Consider the following 23,640-nt stretch of genomic DNA (forward strand, 5'->3'; position numbering starts at 1 on the left):
AGGCCCTCCCCGACCGGTCGCGGACTGTGACTCGCGTCGCCCGTTATGGCGCACGTCAACGGCTCTACGGCCTGCCGAGCCGGATCCGAGGCGAACTCGACACGGCGGGTCACGGAGGGGACACGAGCCGGTGAGAGCGGTAGGGGCAGACGGTCGCGGCCCCCGCGGCGGTCACCATCTCACCGAGGGGCGTGGGCGGTCACCCCCTGAAAAAGGCTAAACTGGCGGCTGAGACTTTATTTCCGGCTGCCGGCAGATTGTGGGAGGACGTCGTGATAGAGCCCATCATTCAGGCTCGCGACCTAGGGATCTTTTTCCCCAAGGGATCAAAGAAGAAAGGCCGCCTCAAAGACCTCTTGGTGCGCCGCTCCAAGCACGATAACACCCCTGGCCAGGACTTCTGGCCGTTGAGGCACGTCAACTTCGACATCTTCCCCGGCGAATCGGTCGGCATCATCGGCTCCAACGGCACCGGAAAGTCGACGCTGCTGCGCCTCATCACCGGCGTCCTCATCCCCGACGAGGGCTACGTGCGCCGCGAGGGCCGCGTCGCCCCGCTGATCGCCCTGTCCGCGGGCTTCTCCGGCGACCTGACCGGCCGTGAGAACGTCAACCTCGTGGGCTCCATGCACGGCATGTCCCGCAAGGAGATCCGCGACAAGTTCGACGACATCGTCGACTTCGCCGAGCTCGAGGACTTCATCGACACGCCGGTCAAGCACTACTCCTCGGGTATGAAGGTCCGCCTCGGATTCGCCCTGATCACCCAGCTGCCGCACCCGATCCTCCTAGTCGACGAGGCCCTCGCCGTCGGCGACCGCGCCTTCAAGGAGAAGTGCCGCGTCGTCATCCAGAGCCTGCTCGACGAGGGCCGCACCCTCGTGTTCGTCTCCCACTCCCCCGGCGACCTGCGCCGCTACTGCAAGCGCGGCATCTACCTGAGCAAGGGCGAGGTCATCACGGACGGCACGGTCGACGAGGCCCTCAAGTCCTACGACGCCGACACCGACGCCAAGCAGGCCGAGCAGAAGCGCAAGCGTGCCCGCGTCGCGGCCCGCAACAAGGCGAAAGCGGAGGCGGAGGCCGCCCAGGCGGCCGCGGCCGGCGTCGTCGACATGAAGGCGGGCTAGTGCGCACCGCCGTCATTGTCGATGACTCGCACCTGCTCTTCTCCGACGGCGAATCCCTCCGCCACCGGCTGGAGCGCCAGCTGACCGACGCGGGCGTGGACCGCGTCGAGGTCCTGTCCGGGGGCTGGTCCGACTTCGCCGACCTCGCCGAGTCCGGCGAGGGCCACCTCTACCTGGTCGACGCGCGCCTGGTCGCGAGCGACACGACCGTCAACACCGTCCTGGCCGACTCGTCGCGCCGCTCGGGAGTCCTCGTCGGCACCGACGAGGCCGAAGCGCCGACGCTGGTCGTCGACCGCGGCCTGGTCGTCCAGGAGGGACCCTCGACGCTGTACTACGGCGGCCTCGTCAAGGTCTCCGGCGCCCAGCGCAAGGCCATGTCCGGCCGCTGGGGCGAGCAGGGCGGCCAGTCCGACCTCGGCCTCGCCGTGCTGGAGTCGATGTCCCGCGAGGGCGTCGCCGTCACCTCGTACCGCAACGGCGGCCTGCCCTACGCCCTGGCGTCCACCGTCGCCCAGGCCGAAGAGGTCCGCGACGCCGCCGACGCGGTGGACCTGCGCGCCTGGCGCCTGTCCAACGCCGTCAAGGCCGACGACGACCTCTTCGCGACCTACGCCGTCTCCTCCTGGAGCCCGCTGCTGGTCCGGCTCGCCGAGAAGACGCGCCTGAAGCCGACCACCATCACCTGGTGGTCGATCGCCTTCGCGCTCGGTTCGGCGGGGATCTTCGCGACCGGGTTCTCCCCCTGGTACCTCCTGGCCGCGGCCCTGATGTACTTCAGCTTCGTCTTCGACTGCGTCGACGGGCAGCTGGCCCGGTTCACGCAGCAGTTCTCCTCCTTCGGCGGATGGCTCGACATGATGGCCGACCGCGGCAAGGAGTACGTGATCTACGCGGGCCTCGCCTGGGGGGCGACCCAGGACGGCCACGCGGCTTGGGGAGTCGCCCTGGCCGCCATAGTCGTGCAGACGGTGCGGCACACCGCCGACACCTGGTACGCCGTCCAGTTGGACACCGCTGTGGTCAAGCGCGCCCAGAACCACGCGAGCGGGGAGGGGACGCGGCTGGCCAGCTCCACCGGCTCCGCGCTCGGCGCGAAGCTGGAGGCCGCCTCCAACAGCGTCATGAGCGCCCACCGCTCCTTCCTGTACTGGGCGAAGCGCACCATCGTCGCCGGAGTCGGCGACCGGTGGGCCGTACTCGCCGTCGCCGCCCTCGTCTGGGGGCCGCAGGTCGGCCTGATCGTCCTCCTGTCCTGGCAGTTGTTCGCGCTGGCCTACACCAGCGCCGGGCGTCTGGTGCGGACCCTGGCCGCGCGGGCCGCCGCCCTGGACCGCCCGGACCGGGCCGTCCACCGCGACGACGGACTGCTCGCCCCGCTCGGGCTCAAGTGGCCGCCGCTGGCGACCGTCGTCGTCGGCGTCCTGGCGGCAGCCGCCGCGACCGCCCTGGGCGCGTTCGGCGCCGACCCGTTCCTGACACTCGGCATCGCGCTGGCGGCCGTGGCCTGCGCTCTGGCCGGGGCCCGCGGCAGGCACACGTTCATGTACGACTGGCTCATCCCGGCAGGGCTGCGCGCCGTCGAGTTCGGTGCGATCATCGCCGCCGGGCTCGCCGCCGACGTGCCGCTGCCGGCCGTGTACGCGCTGGTCTTCGTCATCGCGCTGTACTTCTACGACCTGGCCGCCGGGCTGGACAAGGCCGCCTCGCCGGTCTCCAACCGCGCCTACGGCCTGGGCTGGCCGGTCCGCTCGCTGCTGGCGATCGGAGCCTCCGCCGTGGCCGTGTCCTTGGGAGACGCACTGGTCGCCACGGTCGTCTTCCTCGCGCTGGCCGTCTACAGCGCCTGCACCTTCCTGGCCGCCGCCGTCGGCGGCATGCGGGCCACGTCCAAGCCCAAGGAGACGCCCGTCCTGGTGTAGGGCACCGGAGACGTGTAACGGGAAGGGGCTTTGCCCCTTCCCGTTCTTGCGTCTATGCTGAGGGCGACAGTTCCACCCCGGATCGTGAGCAGTGATCGACCTTGACCCACTACCACCACGCGCCCGGCCCCTCCTCTCCCCCGGGGCCGCGCCACGTACCTCCGCAGCAGCTCGCGGGAACTCCCTCGGGCGGGATCCGCATTCCGCCGCCCGAGGTCCGCAAGCTCCTCCTCAAGAGCCGCTACGCCGGTTTCAGCCGCGTCTACTCGGCCGTGGCCGTCATGTTCCTCGTCCTCGCTCCGTTCCCGCTATACGAGCCGCAGACGGTCGACGGAAGGCTCATCGAGTACCGGACGTTCCTAGAGGGCGCGACCCACACGACGGCGACCATGCTCGGCTTCGGCATGTACCTGATCTTCGTCGCCGCCCTCGTCGCGCTCTCGTTCCAGCCGCTGGCCCGCGCCGTGCCGACCCTGGTGGCCGTCATGGCCGTCGCCCTGGCCGCCGTCCTGCTGTCCAAGCCCTCGATCGTCGAGCCGCAGAAACCGGACCTCACCCCCGCCGGGCTGGCCGGAGTCATCCTCATGTTCCTGACGGCCGGCCTGGGCGTCGCCCAGGAACTGGCCCTGTGGAGGGAAGCGAAACGGCCCACCGCCTGAGCGGTGGGCCGTCGAACTCGGTCGCTCAGACGTAGAGGTCGAGCAGCCCGAAGACGAACAGGGCGATCGCCACATAGCCGTTGGCGGCGAAGAAGGCCCGGTTGGCCCGGCTCAGGTCGTCCGGCTTGACGATGGCGTGCTCGTAGGCCAGGATGCCCGCCACGATCACCAGGCCGGTCCAGTAGAACGCCCCGACGCCGGCCAGCAGGCCGAACCAGGCGAACAGGCCGACGGTGACCACGTGCGAGACCGTCGAGGCGCGCAGCGCGGCCGCCACACCCCAGCGGGCAGGCGTCGAGCGCACCCCGATCCGGCGGTCGACCTCGACGTCCTGGCAGGCGTAGATCAGGTCGAAGGCGCCGATCCACAGGCCCACGGCCGCGCCCAGCACCCACGCCGGACCGGACCCCGCGAACGTCCCCGTCACCGCGAGCCACGCCCCCACCGGGGCGACGGCCTGCGCTAGCGCCAGGATGGCGTGCGGATAGTCGGTGAAGCGCTTGCCGTACGGGTAGACGATCAGCGGGACCACCGCCAGCGGCGAGAGGACCAGGCACAGCGGATTGAGCATCGCCGCCGAGAACAGGAACACCGCCAGCGACACCGCGCAGCCCCAATAGGCGGTCTTCAGGCTCACCGCCCCGGTCACCAGCTCCCGGCCCGCCGTCCGCGGATTCTCCGCGTCGACCTTGCGGTCGATGATCCGGTTGGCCGCCATGGCGAGGGTCCTCCCGGACACCATCGCCAGCGTCACCCACCACAACACGCCCCACGAGAAGGCGCTCTCGAGGCTCATCACGGTGAGCGTCGACAGGTAGGCGAAGGGCAGGGCGAACACCGAGTGCTCGAACTTCACCAGGTCGAGGAAGGACTTGACCGGGTTGGCGGGGGCGGTTTCAGTCGTCAAGGCCGTATTCTCTCCAGCGTTCGTCGACCGTCGCCTTGATCGCGGCGGTCATGGTCATCATGTCGGGCCATCCCCGAGTGTAGCCCTCCTCCGGCCACTTGGCGGTCGCGTCGATCCCGGCCTTGCCTCCCCAGAACTGGTGGTAGGAGCCGTGGTCCAGGTGGTCGACGGGGCCCTCGGTGAGGAGCAGGTCCCTGCTGTAGTCGGTGTTCCCCAAAGCGCGCCAAGCGACTTCGTTGAGGTTCTGGACGTCGCAGTCGGAGTCGACGACGATGACGAGCTTGGTGAGGCTCATCATGTGCGCGCCCCAGACGGCGTTCATCACCTTCTGCGCGTGCTTCGGGTACTTCTTGTCGATCGAGACGATCGCGCAGTTGTGGAAGACCCCGGCCTCCGGGAGGTGGTAGTCGACGATGTCGGGGACGATGATCTTCAACAGCGGCAGGAAGATCCGCTCGGTGGCCAGTCCGAGGCCGCCGTCCTCCTGGGGCGGCTGCGAGGTGATGATCGTGTGGTAGACGGGGTTCTTGCGCATGGTCATGGCCTCGATGCGCATGGCGGGGAAGTCCTCGACCGGCGTGTAGAAGCCGGTGTGGTCGCCGAACGGGCCCTCGGGGATCCGCTCGTCGGGCTCCGCCCAGCCCTCCAGGACGATCTGCGCGTTGGCCGGGACCTGGAGCGGCACGGAGACGCAGTCGACCATCTCGACGCGCTGGCCGCTGAGGAAGCCCGCGAAGAGATATTCGTCGATATCAGCGGGGAGCGGCGCGGTGGAGGCGTAGGCCAGGACCGGGTCCGGTCCGATGGCGATGGCGACCGGCAGGCGCTCGCCGCGCTTCTCCGCGGCGGCGTAGTGGTCGCGGGAGTTCTTGTGGATCTGCCAGTGCAGGCCCAGGGTCCGCTCGTCGTGCTGCTGCAGCCGGTAGAGGCCGACGTTGCGCTTGCCCGACTCGGGGTGCTTGGTGTGGACGAGCCCGAAGTTGTGGAAGATCCCCCCGTCGCCGGGCCAGACCTGGAGTCCGGGGAGGAGGCCCAGGTCGACGTCGGATCCGCGGTAGACGACCTCCTGGCAGGGGGCCTTGCGGGTCTTCTTCGGCGGGACGCTCTTGAGCTGCATGAGCTTGCCGAGCCCGTCCTTGACTCCGGACCAGCCCACGGGCAGGTCCGGCTTGGCGAGCTCGCCGATGCGGCGGCCGATCTCGTCGAGGCTCTTGACGCCCAGCGCCTTCGCCATTCTCTCCTCTGTGGAGAAGAGGTTGATCGCGAGGGGCATCCGGCCCCGGGTCGGGTTCTCGAACAGCAGGCCCGGACCGCCGGCCGCGATGACGCGGTTGACGATCTCGGTGACCTCCAAGGTGGGATCGACCGGCGCGGTGACGCGCTTGAGCTGCCCGTCCGCCTCGAGGGCGGCGAGATAGGACTGCAGGTCGCTAAAGGGAAACTTCGGTGCCACGTCCCCCATTATGGCGCCCTATCCTCCGGCGGCGACCTCCGACGGACACAACGGGGAAAGCCCGCCACACCCTGTGACCGAGCGACGTCCCGCGGCGGGGCGCCGGGCCGGGCCGCGCCGACGGCCCAGCGCCTGTTCGGGGGCCGGGGAACTGCGAAAACCCGCCGCGCGAGGGCCTCGGCCGCTACAGTGAGCGCTATGCTCAAGACCGTCCTGCTCGCCGGCGCTCTGGCCTCGGCGTTCGCCCTGTCCGCCCCCGCGCGGGCCGCCGACTCGCCTTTCGAGGTGCACGTGGCTCCCGACAAGTCCGAGGCGCTGGAGCCGGGAGAGACGGTCACCTACACGATCACCGTCTCCTCCCCGGAGGAGGTGGAGTCCGCGCGCGTGGTCCAGATGCTGCCGGCCAGCTTCGAACCGGTCGGCGCCGAGCCGGAGGGCCGCCCCGAGGGCGGTCAGGTCGTCTGGGAGGTGCCCCTGGAGGAGGACGGCGAGGCGGTCATCCGGCACACCGTGGCCGCCGGCAGCGCCGAGCAGGTCGAGTCGGGGCGCCTCGTGGCCGTCGAGCAGCCCGGCAGGCCGGAGCCGGCCGAGGGGTCGCTCCAGTTCTCCTCCACCGTGTGCGTCCAGGAGGGTGCCGGCGGAGTCCGCTCGTGCTCCTCGGCCTGGCAGCGGCTGGAGGACGAACAGCGGGCCGGCGACGGGTACCGCTGGTTCTGGGTCGGACTCGTGTCGGTGTTCGCCGCGGCCGCGGCGGCCGGAGCCGTGTTCTGGTGGCGTCGCCGGGCGTCCGCCGACGGCTGATCCCGGCCGGTTGTGGCCTGTCGTCGGGGCGGCCCGGCCGCGGCCGTCGGAGGCCCGGACGCCCGGTTAAGGTAAGACCATGACGAAATGGGAATACGCGACGGCTCCGCTGCTCATCCACAACACCAAGATGATCCTCGACACCTGGGGCGAGGACGGCTGGGAGCTGGTGACGGTCCTGCCGGGCCAGAACCAGGACCAGCTGGTGGCCTACTTCAAGCGCGAGAAGCAAGACTAGACCGAATCCGCCCGTTCCTACGAGAGAAGGGGACCGCACCGTGTCCGAGGTCAAGAAGGCCCTCGACCGCCTGGGGATCGACCTCCCCGAGGTCGTTCCGCCCGTGGCGTCCTACCAGCCCGCCATCCGCAGCGGGAACTACGTCTACGTCTCCGGGCAGCTGCCGATGAAGGACGGCTCGCTCGTCGCGACCGGCAAGGTCGGCGCGGACGTCGACACCGAGACCGCCTACGACCTGGCGCGCACGTGCGCGCTCAACGGGCTGGCGGCGGTCGCCTCGATCGTCAAGCTGGAGCACGTGGAGCGCGTCGTCAAGGTCACCGGCTTCGTGGCCTCGGCCGAGGGCTACAACGACCAGCCCAAGGTCGTCAACGGCGCCAGCGAGATCCTCGGCGAGGTCTTCGGCGAGGCCGGGACCCACGCGCGCAGCGCGGTGGGCGTCTCCGAGCTGCCGCTGGGGGCTCCCGTGGAGGTCGAGCTGATCGTCCAGGTCAAGGGCGGCGGCGAAGGCATCCTCATCTAGGTCCGTTCGCGAGGGGCGGCGGGGTCGGCCGATCCCGCCGCCCCTCGCCGTTCAGTGGTCCCGTTCGGGCACATGCTGTCGTTCGCGGAGGGCCCGTTCGGGTGCACGCTGTCGTTCACAGGTCGCGTTCGGACACACGCAGTCGTTCGCGGAGGGACCGTTCGGGCACACGTTCTCGCGTCTCAGCGCCTCCGCCGGTCCCTTTGCGGGAAACGTGTTCACGTCCCCCGCCCCGTCGCCGGCCCCGATCAGGCGCAAGTCCTCAAGGGCTCGACGGCGCGCATCTCCGCCGCCATCAGGCGCGCCTGCTCGGCCGCGTCGTCGTCGGGCTGCTGTTGCGAGCGCCGTTCGGCCGCCACGCGCTCGATATAGGCCTCGACCTCCCTGTCCTGGCGCTCCTCGTCCCAGCCGAGCACGGTGGCGACCAGGCCCGCGGCGTCGTAGGCCGCGTCGGTTCCCCTGTCGGCGGACTCGATCGACAGCCGCAGCCTCCTCGTGAGGACGTCGTCGAGGTGGAGGGCGCCCTCCGACCGGGCCGCGTAGACGGCCTCGACCCGCAGGTACTGATCCTGGCCGGGGAGCGGTCGGGCGAGCTGCGGCTGGCGCTTGGCCAGGTCGAGCAGTTCCACCGCGAGGTTGCCGTAGCGGTGCAGCAGACGGACGACCATGTCCTCGCTCTGGCCCGAGCGCGCGGCCAGCGACGCTGCCTGGGCCTTGTAGTGGGCGAATCCGTCGGCCCCCAGCAGGGGCAGCTGATCGGTCCGCGACTCGGGCACGTCCTCTCCGGCGAAGGCCTTGTCCACGGTGTCCTTGGCCATGACGCGGTAGGTGGTCAGCTTTCCCCCGGCGACCACGGTGAATCCGGGTTCGGGCTGGACGACGGCGTGCGTGCGCGAGAGCCGCGAGGTGTCGTCGCTCTCGCCCTTCAGCAGCGGCCTCAGTCCGGCGTAGACGCCCTCCACCTGTTCGATGCCGACCCTCTTGTCGAGGGTCTCGCTCGCCTGCTCGAGGAGGTAGGCCACATCGGAGGCCGACGCGGCCGGGTGGGCGAGCTCCAGGTTCCAGGGCGTGTCGGTGGTGCCGATGATCCAGTGGCCGTCCCAGGGGATGATGAAGAGGACGCTCCAGGGCGTCCGGTCGATGATCGCGGTGCTCCCGTCGATCGCCTCCCGGGGCAGGACGAGGTGGACGCCCTTGGAGGCCTCCACATTGATCCCCGTGCTGCCCTCGGCGAGGCAGGCCACCTCGTCGCTCCACACCCCGGCCGCGCTGACGACCTTTCGCGAACGGAGGGTGAGGCGCTCGCCGCTCTCCACGTCGAGGACGTTCACTCCGCTGATGCCCTGACCGTCCCGCTCGAGGTCCAGCGCCTCCACGCTGGACAGTACGGAGGCGCCGAGGCCGGCGGCGGTGCGCGCCAGGGTCGTCACCAGCCTGGCGTCGTCGGTCTGGGCGTCGAAGTAGCCTATCGATCCGGCGTACTCGTCGGAGAGGTCGGGGAACATCCTCTTGGTCTCGGCCCGGCCGAAGTGCCGGTGGTGGGGGACGCCCCGGCCCCACCGGTTCATCGAGGCCAGCGTGTCGTAGGCCATCAGGCCCGCTCCGTAGTAGAGGCGCTGGGCCTGGTTCTTCACCGGCAGGAGGAACGGGAGGGGGTGGACCAGGTGCGGGGCTATCCGCGACATGAGGAGTCCGCGCTCGGTCAGGGCCTCGTGGACGAGCGAGACGTCCAGCTGCTCCAGGTAGCGCAGACCGCCGTGGACCAGTTTGGACGATCGCGAGGAGGTGCCCGAGGCGAAGTCCCTCGCTTCGACCAGCGCCACCGAGAGCCCTCTGGAAGCCGCGTCGACGGCGCAGCCGGCGCCGGTGATCCCGCCTCCGACGATCACGACGTCGTACTCCTGCGACCGGGCCCGGCCCCACTCCGTCGCGCGCCGCTGAGGCGAGAGTTGTCCGGCGTGCGACCTGGTCCAAGACGGGAGTGTACGCATGATTACAGCCTAATCCGCTCCCCGCGAGTCTGGCCTTGTTCCGTCCAGAAGCAGACGATAATCTACTACTGTGGCGCAATCCTCCCGACCGACGCTCGCCCACGTCACCCGCTTCGCCCAGAGAATAGAAGACCGGTTGACGTGGCCTGTGATCGTCGCCGCCCTCGCATCGATACCGGCCGTGTTCCTGACGATTTGGAACGACGGCGAGTTCCGCGTGGCCGGACTGGTCCTCGGCTGGTCCGCCGGGGCGGTGCTGTGGGCGGAGACGGCCATCCTCCTGCTGGCCGCCCACAACAAGCGGGTTTGGCTGGCCACCCACAAATGGACGATCCTCGTCTGCCTGCTGACCTTCATCACGCTGGCGTTCGCCCTCGGCGGCGGCCAGATCCTGCGGCTCATCTCCCTCATAGGCTCGATGCGCATCCTGCGCGCCAAGCGGATCTTCTCCGCCTCCATGGTCATCCAGCGGCGGCTGGGGCTCAACGGATGGGTCAAGCGCGGCGTCCTCGCCGGCTTCGGCATCCTGACGGCGGCTTTCGTGGCCGTGGTCCTCGCCGACCCCACCGCCCGGCACGTCGACCTGTTCACCTGGATCGACCACAACTGGCGGATCGTGCCGATCGTCCTGGCCGGGGCCATCCTGGCCTTCTCCACGTGGCTGGTCGTCAAGTACCGCTCCGACAAGGCGGAGCCCGAGGAGGAGGACCCCGAGGCGTGAGAAGGGGCGCCGCCCCGTGGGACGGCGCCCCCTGCACTCATCGGAGAAGGTCTTTCGCGGCGGCTAGTTCAGGCGCGCTCCCAGAGTCGTGCCCCAGTCGTAGCCGTTGGTCAGGTCCCAGTTGATCGACCAGGTCATCGCTCCGCCCATCTCGCCGTAGGGCTGGTAGGGAACGAAGGAGCCGCAGTTGGCGCCGGTCTCGAGGCAGTCGATGGCCTTGACGATGTCGTTCGGGTCCATGTACCCGCCGGCCGGGGCCGAGTCGGGGATGGAGGGGAGGCCGAAGGCGACCTGGGTGGGATCGAGGCCCATGTCCTCGATCTGGATGCACGCCAGAGCGGTCAGGAAGTCGACCGTCTCTTGGGCGTAGATCTCCCCGTCGCATCCGAACATGGTGCCGGAGTTGTAGTACTGCATGTGGACCAGGGTGAGTATGTCCTTGGTGGCGGTGGCGAGCTTGCGGTACTCCTTGTCCGGGCTCGCGAAGTCGGCCGTCTGCGGGGACATGGTGTAGACGAACGAGCCGCCCGAGCCCTGGTGGATCTGGCGCAGCGCCATCTCCATGTACTGGGCGTGGATGCCGTGCTCCAGGTCGATGTCGATGCCGGCGAAGCCGTACTCGTCCATCAGCTCCAGGGTCGTCCGGGCGAGGTTGTCCGCCTTCGCCTCGCTGTCGACCTCCACGGTGTGGTTGGCGCCTCCGATGGAGATGACCACTTCGCGGCCCTGGGCCTTGAGGTCGGCGATGTCCTGTTTGAAGTCGGCCTCGGTGTAGCCCTGGTCGATGAAGTCCTGTTCCAGGTCGAAGCTGATGCCGCCGGGGCGGGTCGGGTCCTCGAAGGCGAAGGCCACGTGGATCATCGTGTACTCCTGGGGAACCTCCGAGAGGCGGATGCCCGTTCCGGCCTCGTCCCAGTTGTGCCAGTAGCCGACGACCTCCTGGTCGCCGCTCGGGTCCGGCGGGGTGGTGTCGGTGGGGTCCGGGCTGGTCGGGTCCGGGTCGCCGCCGCAGGCGCCGAGGTCCTCCCAGACGCCCCACTCGCCCGTGGTCCCGGGCTCTTCGCCCCGGGTCCACCACTTGGCCCGGTAGGCGCGGTCGCCGTGGCTGACGACGTCGTCTCCGAGGTACACCGCCCCCGCGTCCCACGCGGGCTCGGTGCAGGCGGTGTTCTCCTGTGCGGAGGCCCCCATGAGCGGGACGGCGACCGCCCCGGCCAGCGCCAGGCCCATCGTCGTGGCGAGCACCGCCAGCCTGCGGCGCCCGCGGAGCCCCTTGGCCTTCGTCGTTTGCATCTCTCCCCCATATCGTCCGGATTCGATGTCCCCGCATCATACCCAACAAACTTTATTGTTTTCAATAGGGGCATTGATGCGCATTCATACTTGTCCACTGATCGGTCTCGCCCGCCGCTCGGTCCCCGCCCCGACCAGGGCGCCCTGCTCCCCGAAGAGGTTGGCCCGGCCCCCTCCGTGCGATAGGGTGGCCCCGGAGCAGCGTTCCACCAGAGGCGATGCGGCCCTCCGCATCACGTCCACCGAGAGGAAACAGCCAATGAGCACAGACCCGAACCGGCCCGCGGAGGCCTCCGGATCCTTCGCGATCGGCGGGAGCCTTCCCGTCAACCGACTGGGATACGGCGCCATGCAGCTGACCGGACCCGGCGTCTGGGGCGACCCGAAGGACCCCGCCGAGGCGGTCCGCGTGCTGCGCCGAGCCGCCGACATGGGCGTCACCTTCATCGACACCGCCGACTCCTACGGCCCCTTCACCAGTGAGAAGCTGATCAAGGAGGCGCTCCACCCCTACGCCGACGACCTCGTCGTCGCCACCAAGGCCGGGCTCGCCCGCACCGGCCCCGGCGAATGGCGGTCCGTCGGACGGCCCGAGTACCTCCGGCAGCAGTGCGAACTGAGCCTCCGCCACCTCGGCCTGGAGCGCATCGACCTGTACCAGCTGCACCGCATCGACCCCCTGGTCCCGCTCGAGGAGCAGCTCGGCGAGCTCGTCGCCCTCCAGCGGGAGGGCAAGATCAAGCACATAGGCCTCTCCGAGGTCTCCGTCGACGAGATCAAGCGCGCCAGGGAGATCGCCCGCATCGCGACCGTTCAGAACCTCTACAACCTGGCCGACCGCCAGTCCGAGGACGTCGTGGACTACTGCGAGGCCGAGGGGATCGGGTTCATTCCGTGGTTCCCCATCGCCACCGGCGGCCTCGCCCGCCCCGACGGGGCGCTCGGCAAGATCTCTGCCGAGCACGGCTCCTCGCCGGCCCAGCTGGCCCTCGCGTGGCTGTTGCGCCGCAGCCCGGTGATCCTGCCGATCCCCGGCACTTCGCAAGTGGCGCACGTGGAGGAGAACATCCGCGCCGCCGAGGTTACCTTGAGCGACGAGGAGTTCGAAGCGCTCTCCAACGCCGCCTAGGCCGCTGCCGGACGGGTGGCCGCAGCGGCGGCAGTCCCCCGCGCCACGGTGGACGGCGGGACCGCGTCGCAGGCACCGCCCGCGGAACGCGCAAGGCCCCGTTCGCACCTCGTCCCGGTGCGAACGGGGCCGCCCTCACCGGCCTCAGGAGTTCATGACGCCGGTCAGCCAGTCGTCGTAGTAGACGACGGACGTCCAGCCGCCGGCCCAGCCGTTCCCTTCGGTCGTCGGGCGGTAGCCGCAACAGGTCGCTCCGATGATGACGAGCTCGTCGCTCACCGCGGACCGGACCAGCGCCGGACCGCCGGAGTCGCCGCCGGCCACGGCCGCCTCGTCGCCGAAGATGCCGTAGACGTCCTCCCAGCTGAACGGGTTGGCGCGGTAGTCGCCCTCGCCGTACTTCAGCACGTCGCTGAGCTCGGTCCAGTCCGGTTTGGTAGCGCCCCAGCCGTAGAAGGTCGAGTAGGCGCCCGTCTGCAGGTCCTCGGCGGTCGCCAGCTCCGGGAAGGTGTCGCCGTAAGGCTCGGCCAGGCGCAGCAGCGCCAGGTCGGGACGGCGGTCGGTCAGGGTGCCGTCCTCGTAGGCGGGGTAGTCGGGGTGGCGGTTCACCTCCACCACTTCGAGGATGATGCCGCCCTGGGTCCTGTCGAGGGAGCCGATCCGGACCGAGTAGTCCGTCACCGACTCGTCGACGCAATGCGCGGCCGTGAGGATCCACTCCGGCGCGATCTGACTGGCCGTACAGCGGAAGCTCGTGCCGGAGTAGAGGGCGGCGATCCACGGGGGCGCTTCGGCGGCCTCGCCGCCTCCGACGATCTTGGCGGAGAAGTCCCCGTCGGTCGAGGCCTGCGCCGGATGCGCGAGGCCCAGGGTCAGCGAGAAGAGCAGCGCAATGAAGGCCGCCAGTGCTCGGGTTCGTTTCATGGTGTCCTGTTCTGCCGATTCGTTCCGTTGCACAGCACGGAAAATGGATCCCGGCCTGCACAACGGAACGATATGTTGCCATTCTTGGATTAATCGTACGCTCCTGTGGCACAACGGATTAGTACAGAACACCTACCGGTTACTCCAGCAGGGCCGTCTCGCTGACGGTGTCCACGAAGCCCAGGTAGTCGACCGACTCGCGGAGCGAGGCGATGTCCATGCTGAACTTCTCGTCGTCCTCGGGCTCGTAGATGCCCGCCACGACCCGCAGCCCGAACGAACCGTCCGCCCAGGCGCCGTCCGTGCCGCGGAACGGCAACAGGACGTCTCCGGCTCCGGCGTCGACGAGAGCGCGCTCCACATTGCCCTCCTGAGCGATCGGGACCCGCATGCCGTCGCGGATCGTCCCCCGCCCGAACGCGAAGAGCACCGAGACATAGCGCTCGCCGAAGCGGTCGCGCAGCCACTTGCCCGCTCCTGAGAACCTCTCCCCCGGCTTCACGGCGACCTCGACATCCGACACGACGCCGGTGAGCGCGAAACCGTCCATGTAGACGACCTTCCGACCCGACTCCTCGTGCGCCTTCAGAATCCGGTCGGCGATACCCCTGGTCATGTCGTTGAAGTTCTGCTGCGCCGCGACCGAGGCACCGTGGAACTCGCCGATCAGGCCGGCCCTGCCCCTGGCCTCGTCCTTCCCCTCGCCGTCGGGGAGGCGCCCGACCAGCACGGCGGCCTCCTCCGCCGACTCGGAGAACGGGCGACCCGGGTGGACGCCCTTGTGGATCTGGATGTGCTCATTGACTTCGTGCGCGGTGCGGATGACGTCGTAGAGCTTCGCGATGGCCGACGCTGCCTCCGGGTCGGCCTTCTCCGCGTAAGCGAGGACCGCGTCGTAGTCGGCGGGCTCGGCCTGCCGCGGACCGTTGCCGACGATCCGCACCGGGTCCCCTTCATTCCCCTCGTTGAAGGCGCGGACCCACTCCAGCAGGCCCTCGGTCGCCTTGGTGCGATTGGGCAGCCAGCCCGACAGGACGATCTCCCGCAGGTCGGACCGGCTCCCCAGGACGTACTCGTCCATGCGCTCGCCGACATTGGCGCTGTCGGGAACCACGATGACCCGGTACCCGGCGTGCTCCACCAGCTCCCGGGCGAGGCGGATGCGGTGGTGGTCGATCTCGGCGGCCTCGCGGGTGTTCTCCCCGATCCCGACGACGGCGGCGTCCTGCGCGGCGGCGATGACGGGTCCGAAGTCTCCGAGGGGCCTCGCGTTGGCGCTGACCCAGTTCTGTGCGTCGGTCATGGTGTCCTCCTGGCCTCATGCGGTGGTGTTTCCGCTTTCCAGGCTATGGATCCGATGACTTAAGCCGCATCCGTCAGATGACCGGAACGGCCGGGCGGCTTCGAACGGCGAAGTCAGGCCTTGCGGATGTCGAGCTCGTCGCAGCCGACGTCGTGGCCGCCGGAGCAGCGCATTCCCACGTCCACCTCCTCGCCGCACGCCTCGTGCAAGGCCCTGCGCGGCGATCTCCCACCGGCGTGGCGGCGCCCCCACTGGTACAGGCCGAGGACGATGGGCGCGAGTTCGAGGCCGGCCTCGTCCAGCACGTACTCTTGCCGGGTGCGGGATCCGGGTTCGCGATAGGCCTGCCGCTTGAGGATTCCGGCGTCCACCAGGGCGTTCAGTTTCGCCGTGACGGTCGCCGGAGAGACGCCGAGGGCCGCGGTGAAGTCGTCGAAGCGGCTGACCCCGGTGAACGCCTCGCGGATGACGAGCATGCTGGTGCGGGAGCCGATGATCCGCATGGCCCTCTCGATGGGGCAGTCCTCGGGGCCGTTCTCCTCCGCCATCTCCGCTCCTTGCCTCTGTGGCATCGACAGGCGGTCATGTTAGCATTCTTCCATCTGACTTCAGTTTATTGATGCCAGCTGGTGAGAGGCCCCGGTGACGACATGAACCTGTACCTGCGCATGCTGTGGCTCATGCTCCGCTCGAAGAGCCGGGGCCGGCTCGGCGTGTGGGACACGGCCAGGACGCCGTTCCGCGTCGCCCCCACGGACCTGGACGTCCTGCGGCACATGAACAACGGCAAGTACCTGACGCTCATGGACCTCGGCCGCGTGGACCTGATGGTGCGGTCCGGGTTCGCGAAGAAGGTGTCCGCCGCCGGGTGGTACCCCGTCGTAGCCGCCCAGACGATCTCCTACCGGAGGTCGCTCAAGCTGTGGCAGCGGTTCGAGCTCTACAGCCGCGTGCTCGGCGTGGACGAGAAGTCGACCTATCTCGAACAGACCTTCTGCGTGGGAGAGACGGTGTACGCCAAGGCCGTCGTCCGTGCGCGCTTCTTGAAGAAGTCGGGCGGGACGGTGTCGCAGGAGGAGCTGGAGGAGCTGATCGGCGGCGTGCCGGAGTCCGTCCGGCTGCCCGACTGGGTCCGCGACTGGTCGGAGAACGCGTCCGTTCGGAGCACCGCTCAGGTTTGACCCGCGTTCCCGCTCGATCAGTGCTCGGTGCAGGCGAAGTCCTTCGGAGCCCGGCACTCGACCGCGGCTATCGTGAGCGTGTCCTCCCACTGAACGGTTTCGCGGTCCGGGCCGGCGTAGTTGTAGTACTTGAGTGTGGAGAACCACTCCGGACCGCCTTCGCCGTCGAACTCGGTAATCGCGGCGCCTCGGCTGTCATCGCCCTGCACCGTGAATGCGTCCCGGCACTCGTCGATGTAGTACGGGTGCACCGGCGCCTCGCGTTCATAGTGGCGGGTACCGCCGTCGAAACCCACTCCGTAATCGAGCAGGGGGTCGCAGGGAGAGGTTCCCTGGTGCTCCCAAAAGCGCAGATGGCTGGCGGGATCGGTGCCGACCCACCACAGTTCTCCTGCTGGATCCTCCGCCCGCCCGGCCATCGTGAAGCCGTCGAGGATGCCGTCGACGCCTGGCGGCGTCCACAGCGCCTCCCTCAAGGCGCGTACGGCTTTACGCCTGCCCTTCTCATCCGAACCGTAGAACTGCGCGGCGCAGGCGGAAACTTCGTTGCGCCCGTCGTCCAGCGCGGACCTCGAGGAGACTGTCAGGCAGACCCGCTCCAACGCCTCGGGGTCGGTCTCGTAGTCGATGGCAATCGTCTCGCGGAGGCGGAAGGCGTTGTCCTTTCGCTCTATGGAGATCCTCGAGGGGGCTATGCCCTCCTGCCAGGCGATCTCCACTTCACCGCCTAGTTCAGGTGCTTCCAGGACGGCCTTGCGTGCGGGCACGTCCGCGGTCGGCGCGTCCCACTCGAAGTCGGGTTCGCCGAAGTCGCCGTCCAAGGGTTCGGCGGCCGCGAGGATGTCGTCGGCCTCGGCCACCCAAGTGGTCGTTTCGTCCATCTTCAGAGTGCTGGACGCGACACCGTAGCCCAGCAAGAGGATGACAACGGTAACGTACGCGATCGCGCAGTAGCGCGGCACACGGTTGTGGCTCATCAGGATCCGTAGGAGTTTCGGGGTTCCGGGGGTCGGCTCCACTGTAGCTTGAACGCGACGGGAACCTCCTCACGCCCCGCAAGGCGTCGACACTATTTTAGACCATTGATTCCAAAACATGCTAGGCTCTCCCCATGGCACGACCGAAGGAATTCGACGAGGAGCGCGCGGTCCGGTCCGCCATGCGCACGTTCATCGAGCTGGGATACGAGGCCACGTCCACGCAGGACCTCGTGGAGGCCACGGGCCTGGGGCGCAGCAGCATCTACAACACCTTCAAGAGCAAGCACGAGCTGTTCACGCGAGCCCTCGAACACTACATGCGCCTGCGCACCGACAACATCGTGGCGGTCCTCGACGAGCCGCGCCCCCTTCGAGGCCGGCTTCGCGCCCTTCTCGAACAGGCTGCCGCGCCGCCCGACGGCGACCCGACCGGCTGCCTGGTCGTGCACTCGATGATCGAGATGGCGCCGCGCCACCCCGACGTGGCCGCCGCCCTGCGACGCGATTACGACCGCCGCCACGCTGCGCTCAAGGCCGCGATCGAGGCCGGCAAGGCCTCCGGGGAGATCGACTCCGACCGGGACGCCGACTCCGCCGCCCACTTCGTCATCGCCGCCGTCAGCGGGACCATCGTCGCCCAGCGCGGCGGTGCCGACCCCTCCGTCCTGGAAGGCATCGCAGACAACGCCTTGCGAGTGCTCTGACCGGCCGCTCCCCGAGATCGCCCTCTTTTCGTACCCCAATTTTGGACTGTTCATTACAGAAAGGAACACCGCTGTGCCGCAAACCGAACGCAAACAGGCGATACCTCCGGCCGTCTACATCCTCGGTCTGGCAATCTTCGCCATGGGCACCTCCGAGTTCATGCTCGCCGGGCTGCTCCCCGACATGGCCGCCGACCTCGGCGTCTCCATCCCCGACGCCGGGCTGCTGATCTCCGCCTTCGCGCTCGGCATGGTCGTCGGAGCCCCCGTCCTCGCCTTGGCGACCCTGCGCCTGCCCCGCCGTCTCACCCTGCTGTCGTTCCTGGCCGTGTTCGTCCTCGCCCACATCGTCGGGGCCCTGGTTCTCGATTACGAGGTCCTTCTGGCCACCCGGATCCTCGGAGCCCTCGTTTACGCCGGGTTCTTCGGGGTCGCGACGGTGGCCGCCTCGGCCATGGTCGCGCCGGCCTCACGCGCCAAGGCCCTGGCGATCGTGGTCGCCGGGGTGACGGTGTCCACCGTCCTCGGAGTGCCTGCGGGGACCCTGATCAGCCAGTACGCGGACTGGAGGGCGGCGTTCTGGGCCGTCGCCGCACTGACGGCGCTGGCCTTCGTCGGGGTGCTGACCGCCGTTCCCTCCATTGCCCGGGGAGGACCGGCGCCCCGGATCCGAAACGAACTGCGCGCCATGGCGAGCCTGCCCCTCTGGGTCGCCTACGGGGCCGTCGCGCTGAGCTTCAGTTCGATGATGGCCACCTTCAGTTACCTGGGGGCCATGCTGACTGACACCACCGGTTTGGCCGAAGGATGGGTTCCGGCGGTGCTGGCTCTGTTCGGGCTCGGCTGCCTCATAGGGATCACCGTGGGCGGCAGGGTCGCCGACGAGCATCCCTTCGCCACCCTGTACGCGGGGATGGCCGGAGTCATCGTCACCTCTGGACTGGTCGCCGTGGGCGCCGCCGAACCCGCCATGGTGGTCGCGTCCGTCTTCTTCATGGGCGTCTTCGGGATGGCCTCCAACCCGGCGGTGAGCGTGCGGGTCTTTACGCTGGCCGGCGAGGCCCGGACCCTGGCGGGGGCCTCGGTGACGTCGGTGTTCAACATCGGCAACACTTTGGCGCCCTGGTTGGGCGGGCTGGTGATCGGGTCCGGGTTCGGCTATGCGGCCGTGCCCTGGGTCGGCGTAGCCATGGCGTCCGGGGCGCTGTTGCTGGGCCTGTGGGGACACGTGCTGGAGCGCCGCGCGAATGCCGCTGCCGAGGAAGGCGAGAAAGGCGGCGAAGGCAAGTCGGAAGAGCCGGTCCCGGTCGGAGTTTGAGGAGATGAGAAGTGGGCCGGTCCCTGAACGGGATCCGGCCCTCTTTGAGGTCGTGTTCTGGCGGTGAGACGCCGCCGGGCATCGGGTCTGGCGCCCCAGGCAGGATTCGAACCTGCGACACCCGCTTTAGGAGAGCGGTGCTCTATCCCCTGAGCTACTGAGGCAACGCGCCGGAAAACCGACGCGGAGACAAGTATACAAGCCGCACTGCGACCCATGGCTCGGCGCCCTGGGGCTTCCGGCCCACAGGTCACCGCTCCTGGCGACGGGCCGCACCGTACCCGGCGAGACCGCGAAGCCTAGTTCTTGGCAACGTCCGGATACTCCTCCAGGAAATCTCCCACGGTGTCGTCGCGGACGGCTTCGTAGAGCACGGGTGCCAGGTCGTCGTCCGAAATGACGACCGATTGGCCGTTCATATTCCCGCTGCCCAGGTTGGGACTGGTCAAGAACTGGATGTCCTTCGGCCGGATATTGATCAGGCGCACGCCGGTCGATATGACGTCGAAGCCCTGGTCGACCTTGACTGCCCCGGAGATGGACTCGATGAACTCGGTCAGCCGCGCAGGAGAGGACAGGACGCCGAGCGAGACGGCCGAGTTCATGATGCCCGTGATCAGCTGCTGCTGGTGCTGCATACGGGCGAAGTCCCCCCGCTGCCACTGCTTGCGCTGACGGACGTAGTCGAGGGCCTCCTCGCCGTTCATCTCCATGGGCCCCTTGGAGAAGAAACGGTGCTCCCCGTGGATGGAGGTCACTCCGGTCTCGTCGTAGTAGTTCGGAGCGTCGGCGGCCTCCACATCGATCGTCACACCGTCGACGGCGTCGACGACCTCGATGAGGCCGTTGAAGTTGATCTCGACGATGTGATCGACGCGGACCTGCGTGTACTCCTCCAGGGTCTGAACGGTCAGGTTCGCCCCGCCCCAGGCGTAGGCGGCGTTGAACTTCGCCTCGGCACCCGAGTACTCCGCGTTCGGGTCCTCGGGAATGTGCACCCACAGGTCGCGCGGGATGGAGACGCCGTAAGCACTCTTTCCCGCGGCGTCCACGTGCATGAGGATCGCCGTGTCGGAACGGCCCGAGTCGTCGTCCTGGCGGCTGTCGTTGCCCAGCACGAGGATGTTCATCGCGCCCGAGGCGCCCTCCGGCGGGCGGTTGGGGATCTCGTCGAGGTCGAAGGCGCGGTTGAGGTCGTCATTGGCCTTGTCGGCGAGATTCCAGTACCGCAGCCCGAATCCGCCGGCGACGAGCGAGGCGACGAGCCCGATGCCGGACCCGATCAGCCCGCGGCGCGTCGGCCCGTCCGGCGAGGGCGCCGGGCCCACGCGGGCCCCGCCCTGTTGCGGCGGATAGCCTCCGCGGTCCCCATAGCGGCTTCGCTGCGGTCCCGAAGGTACGGACGCGCTGCCTGAGACTCTGCCTGAGTTTCGACTCATAGATCCACTTTAAGGGGTCGCGGCCAGTTGCCGGAAGTAGTCGATCGTCGATTTCAGCCCCGCCTCGTAGGAGATCTGGGGCTCGTAACCGAGGAGCTCCCGCGCCTTGGCGAGGTCCGGGCGGCGCCGCTCCGGATCGTCCTCGCGCGCGGGATGGTACTCCACTTCGGACTGCGATCCGGTGAGGCGCACGATCGTGTCGGCGATGTCCTTGACGGTCAGCTCGTAGACCGACCCGAGGTTGACCGGCCCGGCCTCGCCCGACTCCGCGAGCGCGGTGATGCCGGAGACGAGGTCGTCGATGTAGCAGATGGACCGGGTCTGCTCGCCGGTCCCGTAGATCGGCAGCGGCTCGCCGGCCAGGGCCTTGTTGATGAAGTTGGGGATGACGCGCCCGTCGTCGGGTCGGTTGCGGGGCCCGTAGGTGTTGAAGATGCGGACGATGGCGGCGTCGAGCCCCTGGCGGCGGTAGGTGAAGGTCGCGGCCTCGGAGAAGCGCTTGGCCTCGTCGTAGCAGGAGCGCGGCCCGTTGGGATTGACGTTGCCCCAGTACTCCTCGGGCTGCGGGTGGACCTGCGGGTCGCCGTAGACCTCGGAGGTGGAGGCCATGAGGAAGCGCGCGCCGTCGCGCTTGGCGCGGTCGAGGGCGTGGAAGGTCCCGGCGCTGTCGACCTTGAGGATCTCGACGGGGAGGGTCTCGAAGTCGACCGGCGAGGCGGGGCAGGCGAAGTGCAGGACGAGGTCGTAGGGCTCCTCGGGGAGGGGGAGGCCTTCGGAGACGTCGGCCTCGACCACGGTCAGCCCCGGGTGGGACGCGAGGTTCTTCGGACTGCCGGTGCAGTAGTTGTCCACGGCCGTCACCGAGCAGCCTCTGGCCAGATACTCGTCGACCAGGTGCGATCCGATGAATCCCGCTCCCCCGGTGACGAGCACTCGACTGCCGTTCTCGAACTTGCCCATGTCTTCCTCAACTGTTCAAATGGTCGTTTGTCGGGGTTCCGGGGGTGGAAACCTTCGATGGTACCGGAGCTTTCGGGCGCCGCTCCACAGGCAACTATAGCGGGTGCTCAATACGCGCCCTTCGACTTCATGACCGCGCTCACTGTCCGCAGGAGGATCTGGAGGTCCGTGGTGAGCGACCAGTTGTCGACGTAGTAGAGGTCCAGGCGGACGGCGTCGTCCCAGGACAGGTCGGAGCGGCCGGACACCTGCCAGAGGCCGGTGATGCCGGGCCGGACGAGGAGGCGGCGGCGCACGTCGCCGAGGAAGTCTCCGTTCTCGGCGGGCAGCGGTCGCGGTCCGACCAGGCTCATCTCTCCCTTGAGCACGTTGATCAGCTGGGGCAGCTCGTCGATCGAGGTCCGTCTTAGGAATTTTCCGATCCGGGTGATCCGGGGGTCGTCCTTCATCTTGAAGAGGAGGCCGTCGGACTCGTTCTCCATCATGAGGGCGGCCTGGCGCTCCTCGGCGTCGATGTACATGGTGCGGAACTTCCAGCAGAGGAAGGTCTCGCCCTCGCGGCCGACGCGGGGTTGGCGGAAGAAGACCGGCCCGGGGCTGTCGAGCTTGATCAGCAGGGCGGTGACCAGCAGGAGCGGGGAGATGACGATGAGCCCGAGGAGGGAGGCGGTGAAGTCGAGGATGTTCTTGGCCAGCCAGCTCATGCCGGAGATGGTGGGCTCTTCGACGTGGAGGAGGGGTAGGCCCTCGACGGGGCGGATGTGGACGCGGGGCCCGGCGATGTCGGTCAGCTGCGGGGCGACCATGAGGTCGCGTCCGGAGCCTTCGAGCTGCCAGGCGAGGCGGCGCAGGTCGCCGGGCTTGGTGGAGGCGCGTCCGCAGACGGCGAGGGTGTCGGCCTTGACGCGTTCGGCGACAGAGACGATGTCGGAGGAGGCGTAGACGGGGACGGGGGTGTCGAGCCCGCGGACCGCGGAGGCGCCCTCGGTGACGTAGATGGCGATCGGCTTGAGCCCGGCGGAGGGGGAGCGCGTGATGACGCGGTAGACCTCGAGCGTCTCGGGGTAGGAGCCGATGAGGAGGACGCGTTGGACGGCGCGGCCCCGGGCGCGCGCCTGGTAGAGGAGGGCCCGGAGGATCCAGCGTATGCCCGCTATGAGGAGGGCGGCGGCGAGGAGCCCGACGGCGACGGTGGCGCGGGAGACGTCGGTCTTGAACGACAGGGCGAGGAAGGAGACCAGTCCCAGCATGATGAAGCTGGAGCGGACGACGCGTTTGAACTCGTCGGTGCCGAAGCCGAGGTAGCGGCGGTCGTAGGCGCTGTTGCCCCAGAGGATGAGGATCCATCCCAGCGGGATGCCGATCCAGGTCAGGATGTAGTACATCGGGTCGAGGGAGCCGTCGATCTCCTCGAAGCCGGCGTAGGGGGTGTCGGTGAACCAGACGGCGATGGCGGTCGCGGAGAGGGCGGCGAAGAGGTCGGCGAAGACGAGTGCGACACGGTAGGAGTGGTGCCAGTTGACGGCCTGGGCGTGGCGTTTCCAGGCGGAGCGTATGACGCCGTTGGTGGAGAGTTCCTCGGGGGGCTCCTTGCCGGTGTCCTCAGGTTTGCTCAACTGATGTCCCGTCTGTATCGTTTCGGCCATCCGGTCTCCGCCTTCGCTCGGGTGTCGGCCGAGGCGTCCGCGCGGTCCTCCGTGGTCCCGCCCGGGAGATCGGGCGGCGGCGCGGCGCCCGCCCTCCGGAGCGCCTCCTCGGCCTGCCGAGCGCTGCTCCACGGGGACCGGTGCCGCTCGGGCGGCCGGGTACTCCGATAAACTACACCCCTGACGAGGCGGGCCTTACCGGTCGCGCCCGCTGGAGTGCTCGACGACCATTAGAGTCTACCCGGCGTTTCCCGCCGTGCTCCGCCTCCCGGCCCGGGCGCGGCCTGGACCGGAGTCCGCCGGTGACGGAGCGTTGCCTCCGCTGGTGCGCGCTCGGCCGGACGCGATCCCGGCGCCGCGGGGCGTGCACTCGCCCCCGTCTTGCATCGCCCTCGGAATTTGGAGCCCTGGCGGCTCT

General features: G+C 68.9%; 22 protein-coding genes and 1 tRNA gene. 11 read left to right on the plus strand and 12 right to left on the minus strand.

Features of this window, described 5'->3' with window-relative positions; genetic code table 11:
* Positions 1-272: 272 nt before the first annotated feature.
* The 3 genes from ACFTE1_RS17835 (at position 273) to ACFTE1_RS17845 (ending at position 3,711) form a co-directional block, all read left to right on the plus strand.
* Positions 273-1,130 carry an ABC transporter ATP-binding protein gene (locus ACFTE1_RS17835; RefSeq protein WP_380623929.1) on the plus strand — a complete coding sequence of 286 codons (858 nt, stop codon included), beginning with the start codon at positions 273-275 and terminating at the stop codon, positions 1,128-1,130.
* The gene (locus tag ACFTE1_RS17840) at positions 1,130-3,052 is read left to right on the plus strand and encodes a CDP-alcohol phosphatidyltransferase family protein (RefSeq protein WP_380623926.1); all 1,923 of its coding nucleotides are present in this window, start codon (positions 1,130-1,132) and stop codon (positions 3,050-3,052) included. The genes ACFTE1_RS17835 and ACFTE1_RS17840 overlap by 1 nt, the downstream gene beginning before the upstream one ends.
* Positions 3,053-3,153: 101 nt before the next feature.
* Positions 3,154-3,711 (plus strand): hypothetical protein, encoded by a 558-nt coding sequence (locus ACFTE1_RS17845; RefSeq protein ID WP_380623923.1) that lies wholly within the window; start codon positions 3,154-3,156, stop codon positions 3,709-3,711.
* Between the two features lie 25 nt (positions 3,712-3,736).
* Here ACFTE1_RS17845 and mqnP read toward each other — a convergent pair whose 3' ends face one another.
* Together mqnP and ACFTE1_RS17855 are read right to left on the minus strand one after the other, a co-directional pair.
* Positions 3,737-4,618, minus strand: a complete 882-nt coding sequence (gene mqnP, locus ACFTE1_RS17850) for a menaquinone biosynthesis prenyltransferase MqnP (RefSeq protein WP_380623921.1) — start codon at positions 4,616-4,618, stop codon at positions 3,737-3,739.
* Complete coding sequence (locus ACFTE1_RS17855) at positions 4,608-6,080, minus strand: menaquinone biosynthesis decarboxylase (RefSeq protein WP_380623918.1); 1,473 nt, start codon at positions 6,078-6,080, stop codon at positions 4,608-4,610. The genes mqnP and ACFTE1_RS17855 overlap by 11 nt, the downstream gene beginning before the upstream one ends.
* Positions 6,081-6,269: 189 nt before the next feature.
* Between ACFTE1_RS17855 and ACFTE1_RS17860 the strand changes: the two genes are divergently transcribed.
* From ACFTE1_RS17860 to ACFTE1_RS17870, 3 genes are all read left to right on the plus strand, one after another.
* The gene (locus ACFTE1_RS17860) at positions 6,270-6,872 is read left to right on the plus strand and encodes a hypothetical protein (protein WP_380623916.1); all 603 of its coding nucleotides are present in this window, start codon (positions 6,270-6,272) and stop codon (positions 6,870-6,872) included.
* Between the two features lie 79 nt (positions 6,873-6,951).
* Positions 6,952-7,110 (plus strand): hypothetical protein, encoded by a 159-nt coding sequence (locus tag ACFTE1_RS17865; protein ID WP_380623913.1) that lies wholly within the window; start codon positions 6,952-6,954, stop codon positions 7,108-7,110.
* Between the two features lie 40 nt (positions 7,111-7,150).
* Positions 7,151-7,633, plus strand: a complete 483-nt coding sequence (locus tag ACFTE1_RS17870) for a RidA family protein (RefSeq protein WP_380623911.1) — start codon at positions 7,151-7,153, stop codon at positions 7,631-7,633.
* A 248-nt stretch (positions 7,634-7,881) separates the two neighbouring features.
* Here the strand turns inward: ACFTE1_RS17870 and ACFTE1_RS17875 are convergent, their stop codons facing one another.
* The gene (locus ACFTE1_RS17875; RefSeq protein WP_380623908.1) at positions 7,882-9,624 is read right to left on the minus strand and encodes a glycerol-3-phosphate dehydrogenase/oxidase; all 1,743 of its coding nucleotides are present in this window, start codon (positions 9,622-9,624) and stop codon (positions 7,882-7,884) included.
* A 70-nt stretch (positions 9,625-9,694) separates the two neighbouring features.
* Here ACFTE1_RS17875 and ACFTE1_RS17880 point away from each other — a divergent pair, with 70 nt between their 5' ends.
* Complete coding sequence (locus ACFTE1_RS17880; RefSeq protein WP_380623905.1) at positions 9,695-10,345, plus strand: hypothetical protein; 651 nt, start codon at positions 9,695-9,697, stop codon at positions 10,343-10,345.
* A 63-nt stretch (positions 10,346-10,408) separates the two neighbouring features.
* Here ACFTE1_RS17880 and ACFTE1_RS17885 read toward each other — a convergent pair whose 3' ends face one another.
* On the minus strand, positions 10,409-11,638 hold the full coding sequence (locus ACFTE1_RS17885) for a glycosyl hydrolase family 18 protein (RefSeq protein WP_380623902.1): 1,230 nt from the start codon (positions 11,636-11,638) through the stop codon (positions 10,409-10,411).
* Between the two features lie 259 nt (positions 11,639-11,897).
* Between ACFTE1_RS17885 and ACFTE1_RS17890 the strand changes: the two genes are divergently transcribed.
* Complete coding sequence (locus ACFTE1_RS17890; protein WP_380623900.1) at positions 11,898-12,767, plus strand: aldo/keto reductase; 870 nt, start codon at positions 11,898-11,900, stop codon at positions 12,765-12,767.
* Positions 12,768-12,911: 144 nt separating this feature from the next.
* Here the strand turns inward: ACFTE1_RS17890 and ACFTE1_RS17895 are convergent, their stop codons facing one another.
* The 3 genes from ACFTE1_RS17895 to ACFTE1_RS17905 all read right to left on the minus strand — a co-directional run bounded on the left by ACFTE1_RS17895 (position 12,912) and on the right by ACFTE1_RS17905 (position 15,542).
* Complete coding sequence (locus ACFTE1_RS17895) at positions 12,912-13,691, minus strand: S1 family peptidase (protein WP_380623898.1); 780 nt, start codon at positions 13,689-13,691, stop codon at positions 12,912-12,914.
* Positions 13,692-13,830: 139 nt separating this feature from the next.
* A complete protein-coding gene (locus tag ACFTE1_RS17900) occupies positions 13,831-14,994 on the minus strand; it encodes an erythromycin esterase family protein (protein ID WP_380623896.1) in 1,164 nt (387 codons plus the stop codon).
* A gap of 113 nt (positions 14,995-15,107) precedes the next feature.
* Entirely contained in the window at positions 15,108-15,542 is a 435-nt protein-coding gene (locus ACFTE1_RS17905; protein ID WP_380623894.1) for a winged helix-turn-helix transcriptional regulator, read from the minus strand.
* 102 nt (positions 15,543-15,644) lie between these two features.
* Between ACFTE1_RS17905 and ACFTE1_RS17910 the strand changes: the two genes are divergently transcribed.
* On the plus strand, positions 15,645-16,175 hold the full coding sequence (locus tag ACFTE1_RS17910; RefSeq protein WP_380623891.1) for an acyl-CoA thioesterase: 531 nt from the start codon (positions 15,645-15,647) through the stop codon (positions 16,173-16,175).
* Positions 16,176-16,192: 17 nt separating this feature from the next.
* Here the strand turns inward: ACFTE1_RS17910 and ACFTE1_RS17915 are convergent, their stop codons facing one another.
* Complete coding sequence (locus ACFTE1_RS17915) at positions 16,193-17,152, minus strand: hypothetical protein (RefSeq protein WP_380623888.1); 960 nt, start codon at positions 17,150-17,152, stop codon at positions 16,193-16,195.
* A gap of 134 nt (positions 17,153-17,286) precedes the next feature.
* On the opposite strand from ACFTE1_RS17915, the gene ACFTE1_RS17920 reads away from it, so the two are divergent.
* Complete coding sequence (locus ACFTE1_RS17920) at positions 17,287-17,859, plus strand: TetR/AcrR family transcriptional regulator (protein WP_380623885.1); 573 nt, start codon at positions 17,287-17,289, stop codon at positions 17,857-17,859.
* Between the two features lie 73 nt (positions 17,860-17,932).
* The gene (locus tag ACFTE1_RS17925) at positions 17,933-19,177 is read left to right on the plus strand and encodes a Cmx/CmrA family chloramphenicol efflux MFS transporter (RefSeq protein WP_380623883.1); all 1,245 of its coding nucleotides are present in this window, start codon (positions 17,933-17,935) and stop codon (positions 19,175-19,177) included.
* 88 nt (positions 19,178-19,265) lie between these two features.
* Here ACFTE1_RS17925 and ACFTE1_RS17930 read toward each other — a convergent pair.
* The 4 genes from ACFTE1_RS17930 to ACFTE1_RS17945 all read right to left on the minus strand — a co-directional run bounded on the left by ACFTE1_RS17930 (position 19,266) and on the right by ACFTE1_RS17945 (position 23,222).
* Positions 19,266-19,341 (minus strand) — tRNA-Arg (locus ACFTE1_RS17930).
* Positions 19,342-19,476: 135 nt separating this feature from the next.
* A complete protein-coding gene (locus ACFTE1_RS17935; RefSeq protein ID WP_380623880.1) occupies positions 19,477-20,505 on the minus strand; it encodes an LCP family protein in 1,029 nt (342 codons plus the stop codon).
* A gap of 120 nt (positions 20,506-20,625) precedes the next feature.
* Complete coding sequence (locus ACFTE1_RS17940) at positions 20,626-21,576, minus strand: NAD-dependent epimerase/dehydratase family protein (RefSeq protein ID WP_380623877.1); 951 nt, start codon at positions 21,574-21,576, stop codon at positions 20,626-20,628.
* A 107-nt stretch (positions 21,577-21,683) separates the two neighbouring features.
* Positions 21,684-23,222, minus strand: a complete 1,539-nt coding sequence (locus ACFTE1_RS17945; protein WP_380623874.1) for a sugar transferase — start codon at positions 23,220-23,222, stop codon at positions 21,684-21,686.
* Positions 23,223-23,640: the final 418 nt, after the last annotated feature.

It is taken from the genome of Salininema proteolyticum, assembly GCF_042685645.1.
In the GTDB taxonomy this organism is placed as follows: Bacteria; Actinomycetota; Actinomycetes; order Mycobacteriales; family Micromonosporaceae; genus Salininema; species Salininema proteolyticum.

Excerpts from the sequence above, each read along its gene's own strand:
- ACFTE1_RS17855 (WP_380623918.1), bottom strand. The coding sequence starts at position 6,080 with ATGGGGGACGTGGCACCGAAGTTTCCCTTTAGCGACCTGCAGTCCTAT.
- ACFTE1_RS17860 (WP_380623916.1), top strand. The coding sequence starts at position 6,270 with ATGCTCAAGACCGTCCTGCTCGCCGGCGCTCTGGCCTCGGCGTTCGCC.
- ACFTE1_RS17865 (WP_380623913.1), top strand. The coding sequence starts at position 6,952 with ATGACGAAATGGGAATACGCGACGGCTCCGCTGCTCATCCACAACACC.
- ACFTE1_RS17875 (WP_380623908.1), bottom strand. The coding sequence starts at position 9,624 with ATGCGTACACTCCCGTCTTGGACCAGGTCGCACGCCGGACAACTCTCG.
- ACFTE1_RS17885 (WP_380623902.1), bottom strand. The coding sequence starts at position 11,638 with ATGCAAACGACGAAGGCCAAGGGGCTCCGCGGGCGCCGCAGGCTGGCG.
- ACFTE1_RS17890 (WP_380623900.1), top strand. The coding sequence starts at position 11,898 with ATGAGCACAGACCCGAACCGGCCCGCGGAGGCCTCCGGATCCTTCGCG.
- ACFTE1_RS17895 (WP_380623898.1), bottom strand. The coding sequence starts at position 13,691 with ATGAAACGAACCCGAGCACTGGCGGCCTTCATTGCGCTGCTCTTCTCG.
- ACFTE1_RS17900 (WP_380623896.1), bottom strand. The coding sequence starts at position 14,994 with ATGACCGACGCACAGAACTGGGTCAGCGCCAACGCGAGGCCCCTCGGA.
- ACFTE1_RS17905 (WP_380623894.1), bottom strand. The coding sequence starts at position 15,542 with ATGGCGGAGGAGAACGGCCCCGAGGACTGCCCCATCGAGAGGGCCATG.
- ACFTE1_RS17910 (WP_380623891.1), top strand. The coding sequence starts at position 15,645 with ATGAACCTGTACCTGCGCATGCTGTGGCTCATGCTCCGCTCGAAGAGC.
- ACFTE1_RS17915 (WP_380623888.1), bottom strand. The coding sequence starts at position 17,152 with ATGAGCCACAACCGTGTGCCGCGCTACTGCGCGATCGCGTACGTTACC.
- ACFTE1_RS17920 (WP_380623885.1), top strand. The coding sequence starts at position 17,287 with ATGGCACGACCGAAGGAATTCGACGAGGAGCGCGCGGTCCGGTCCGCC.
- ACFTE1_RS17940 (WP_380623877.1), bottom strand. The coding sequence starts at position 21,576 with ATGGGCAAGTTCGAGAACGGCAGTCGAGTGCTCGTCACCGGGGGAGCG.
- ACFTE1_RS17945 (WP_380623874.1), bottom strand. The coding sequence starts at position 23,222 with ATGGCCGAAACGATACAGACGGGACATCAGTTGAGCAAACCTGAGGAC.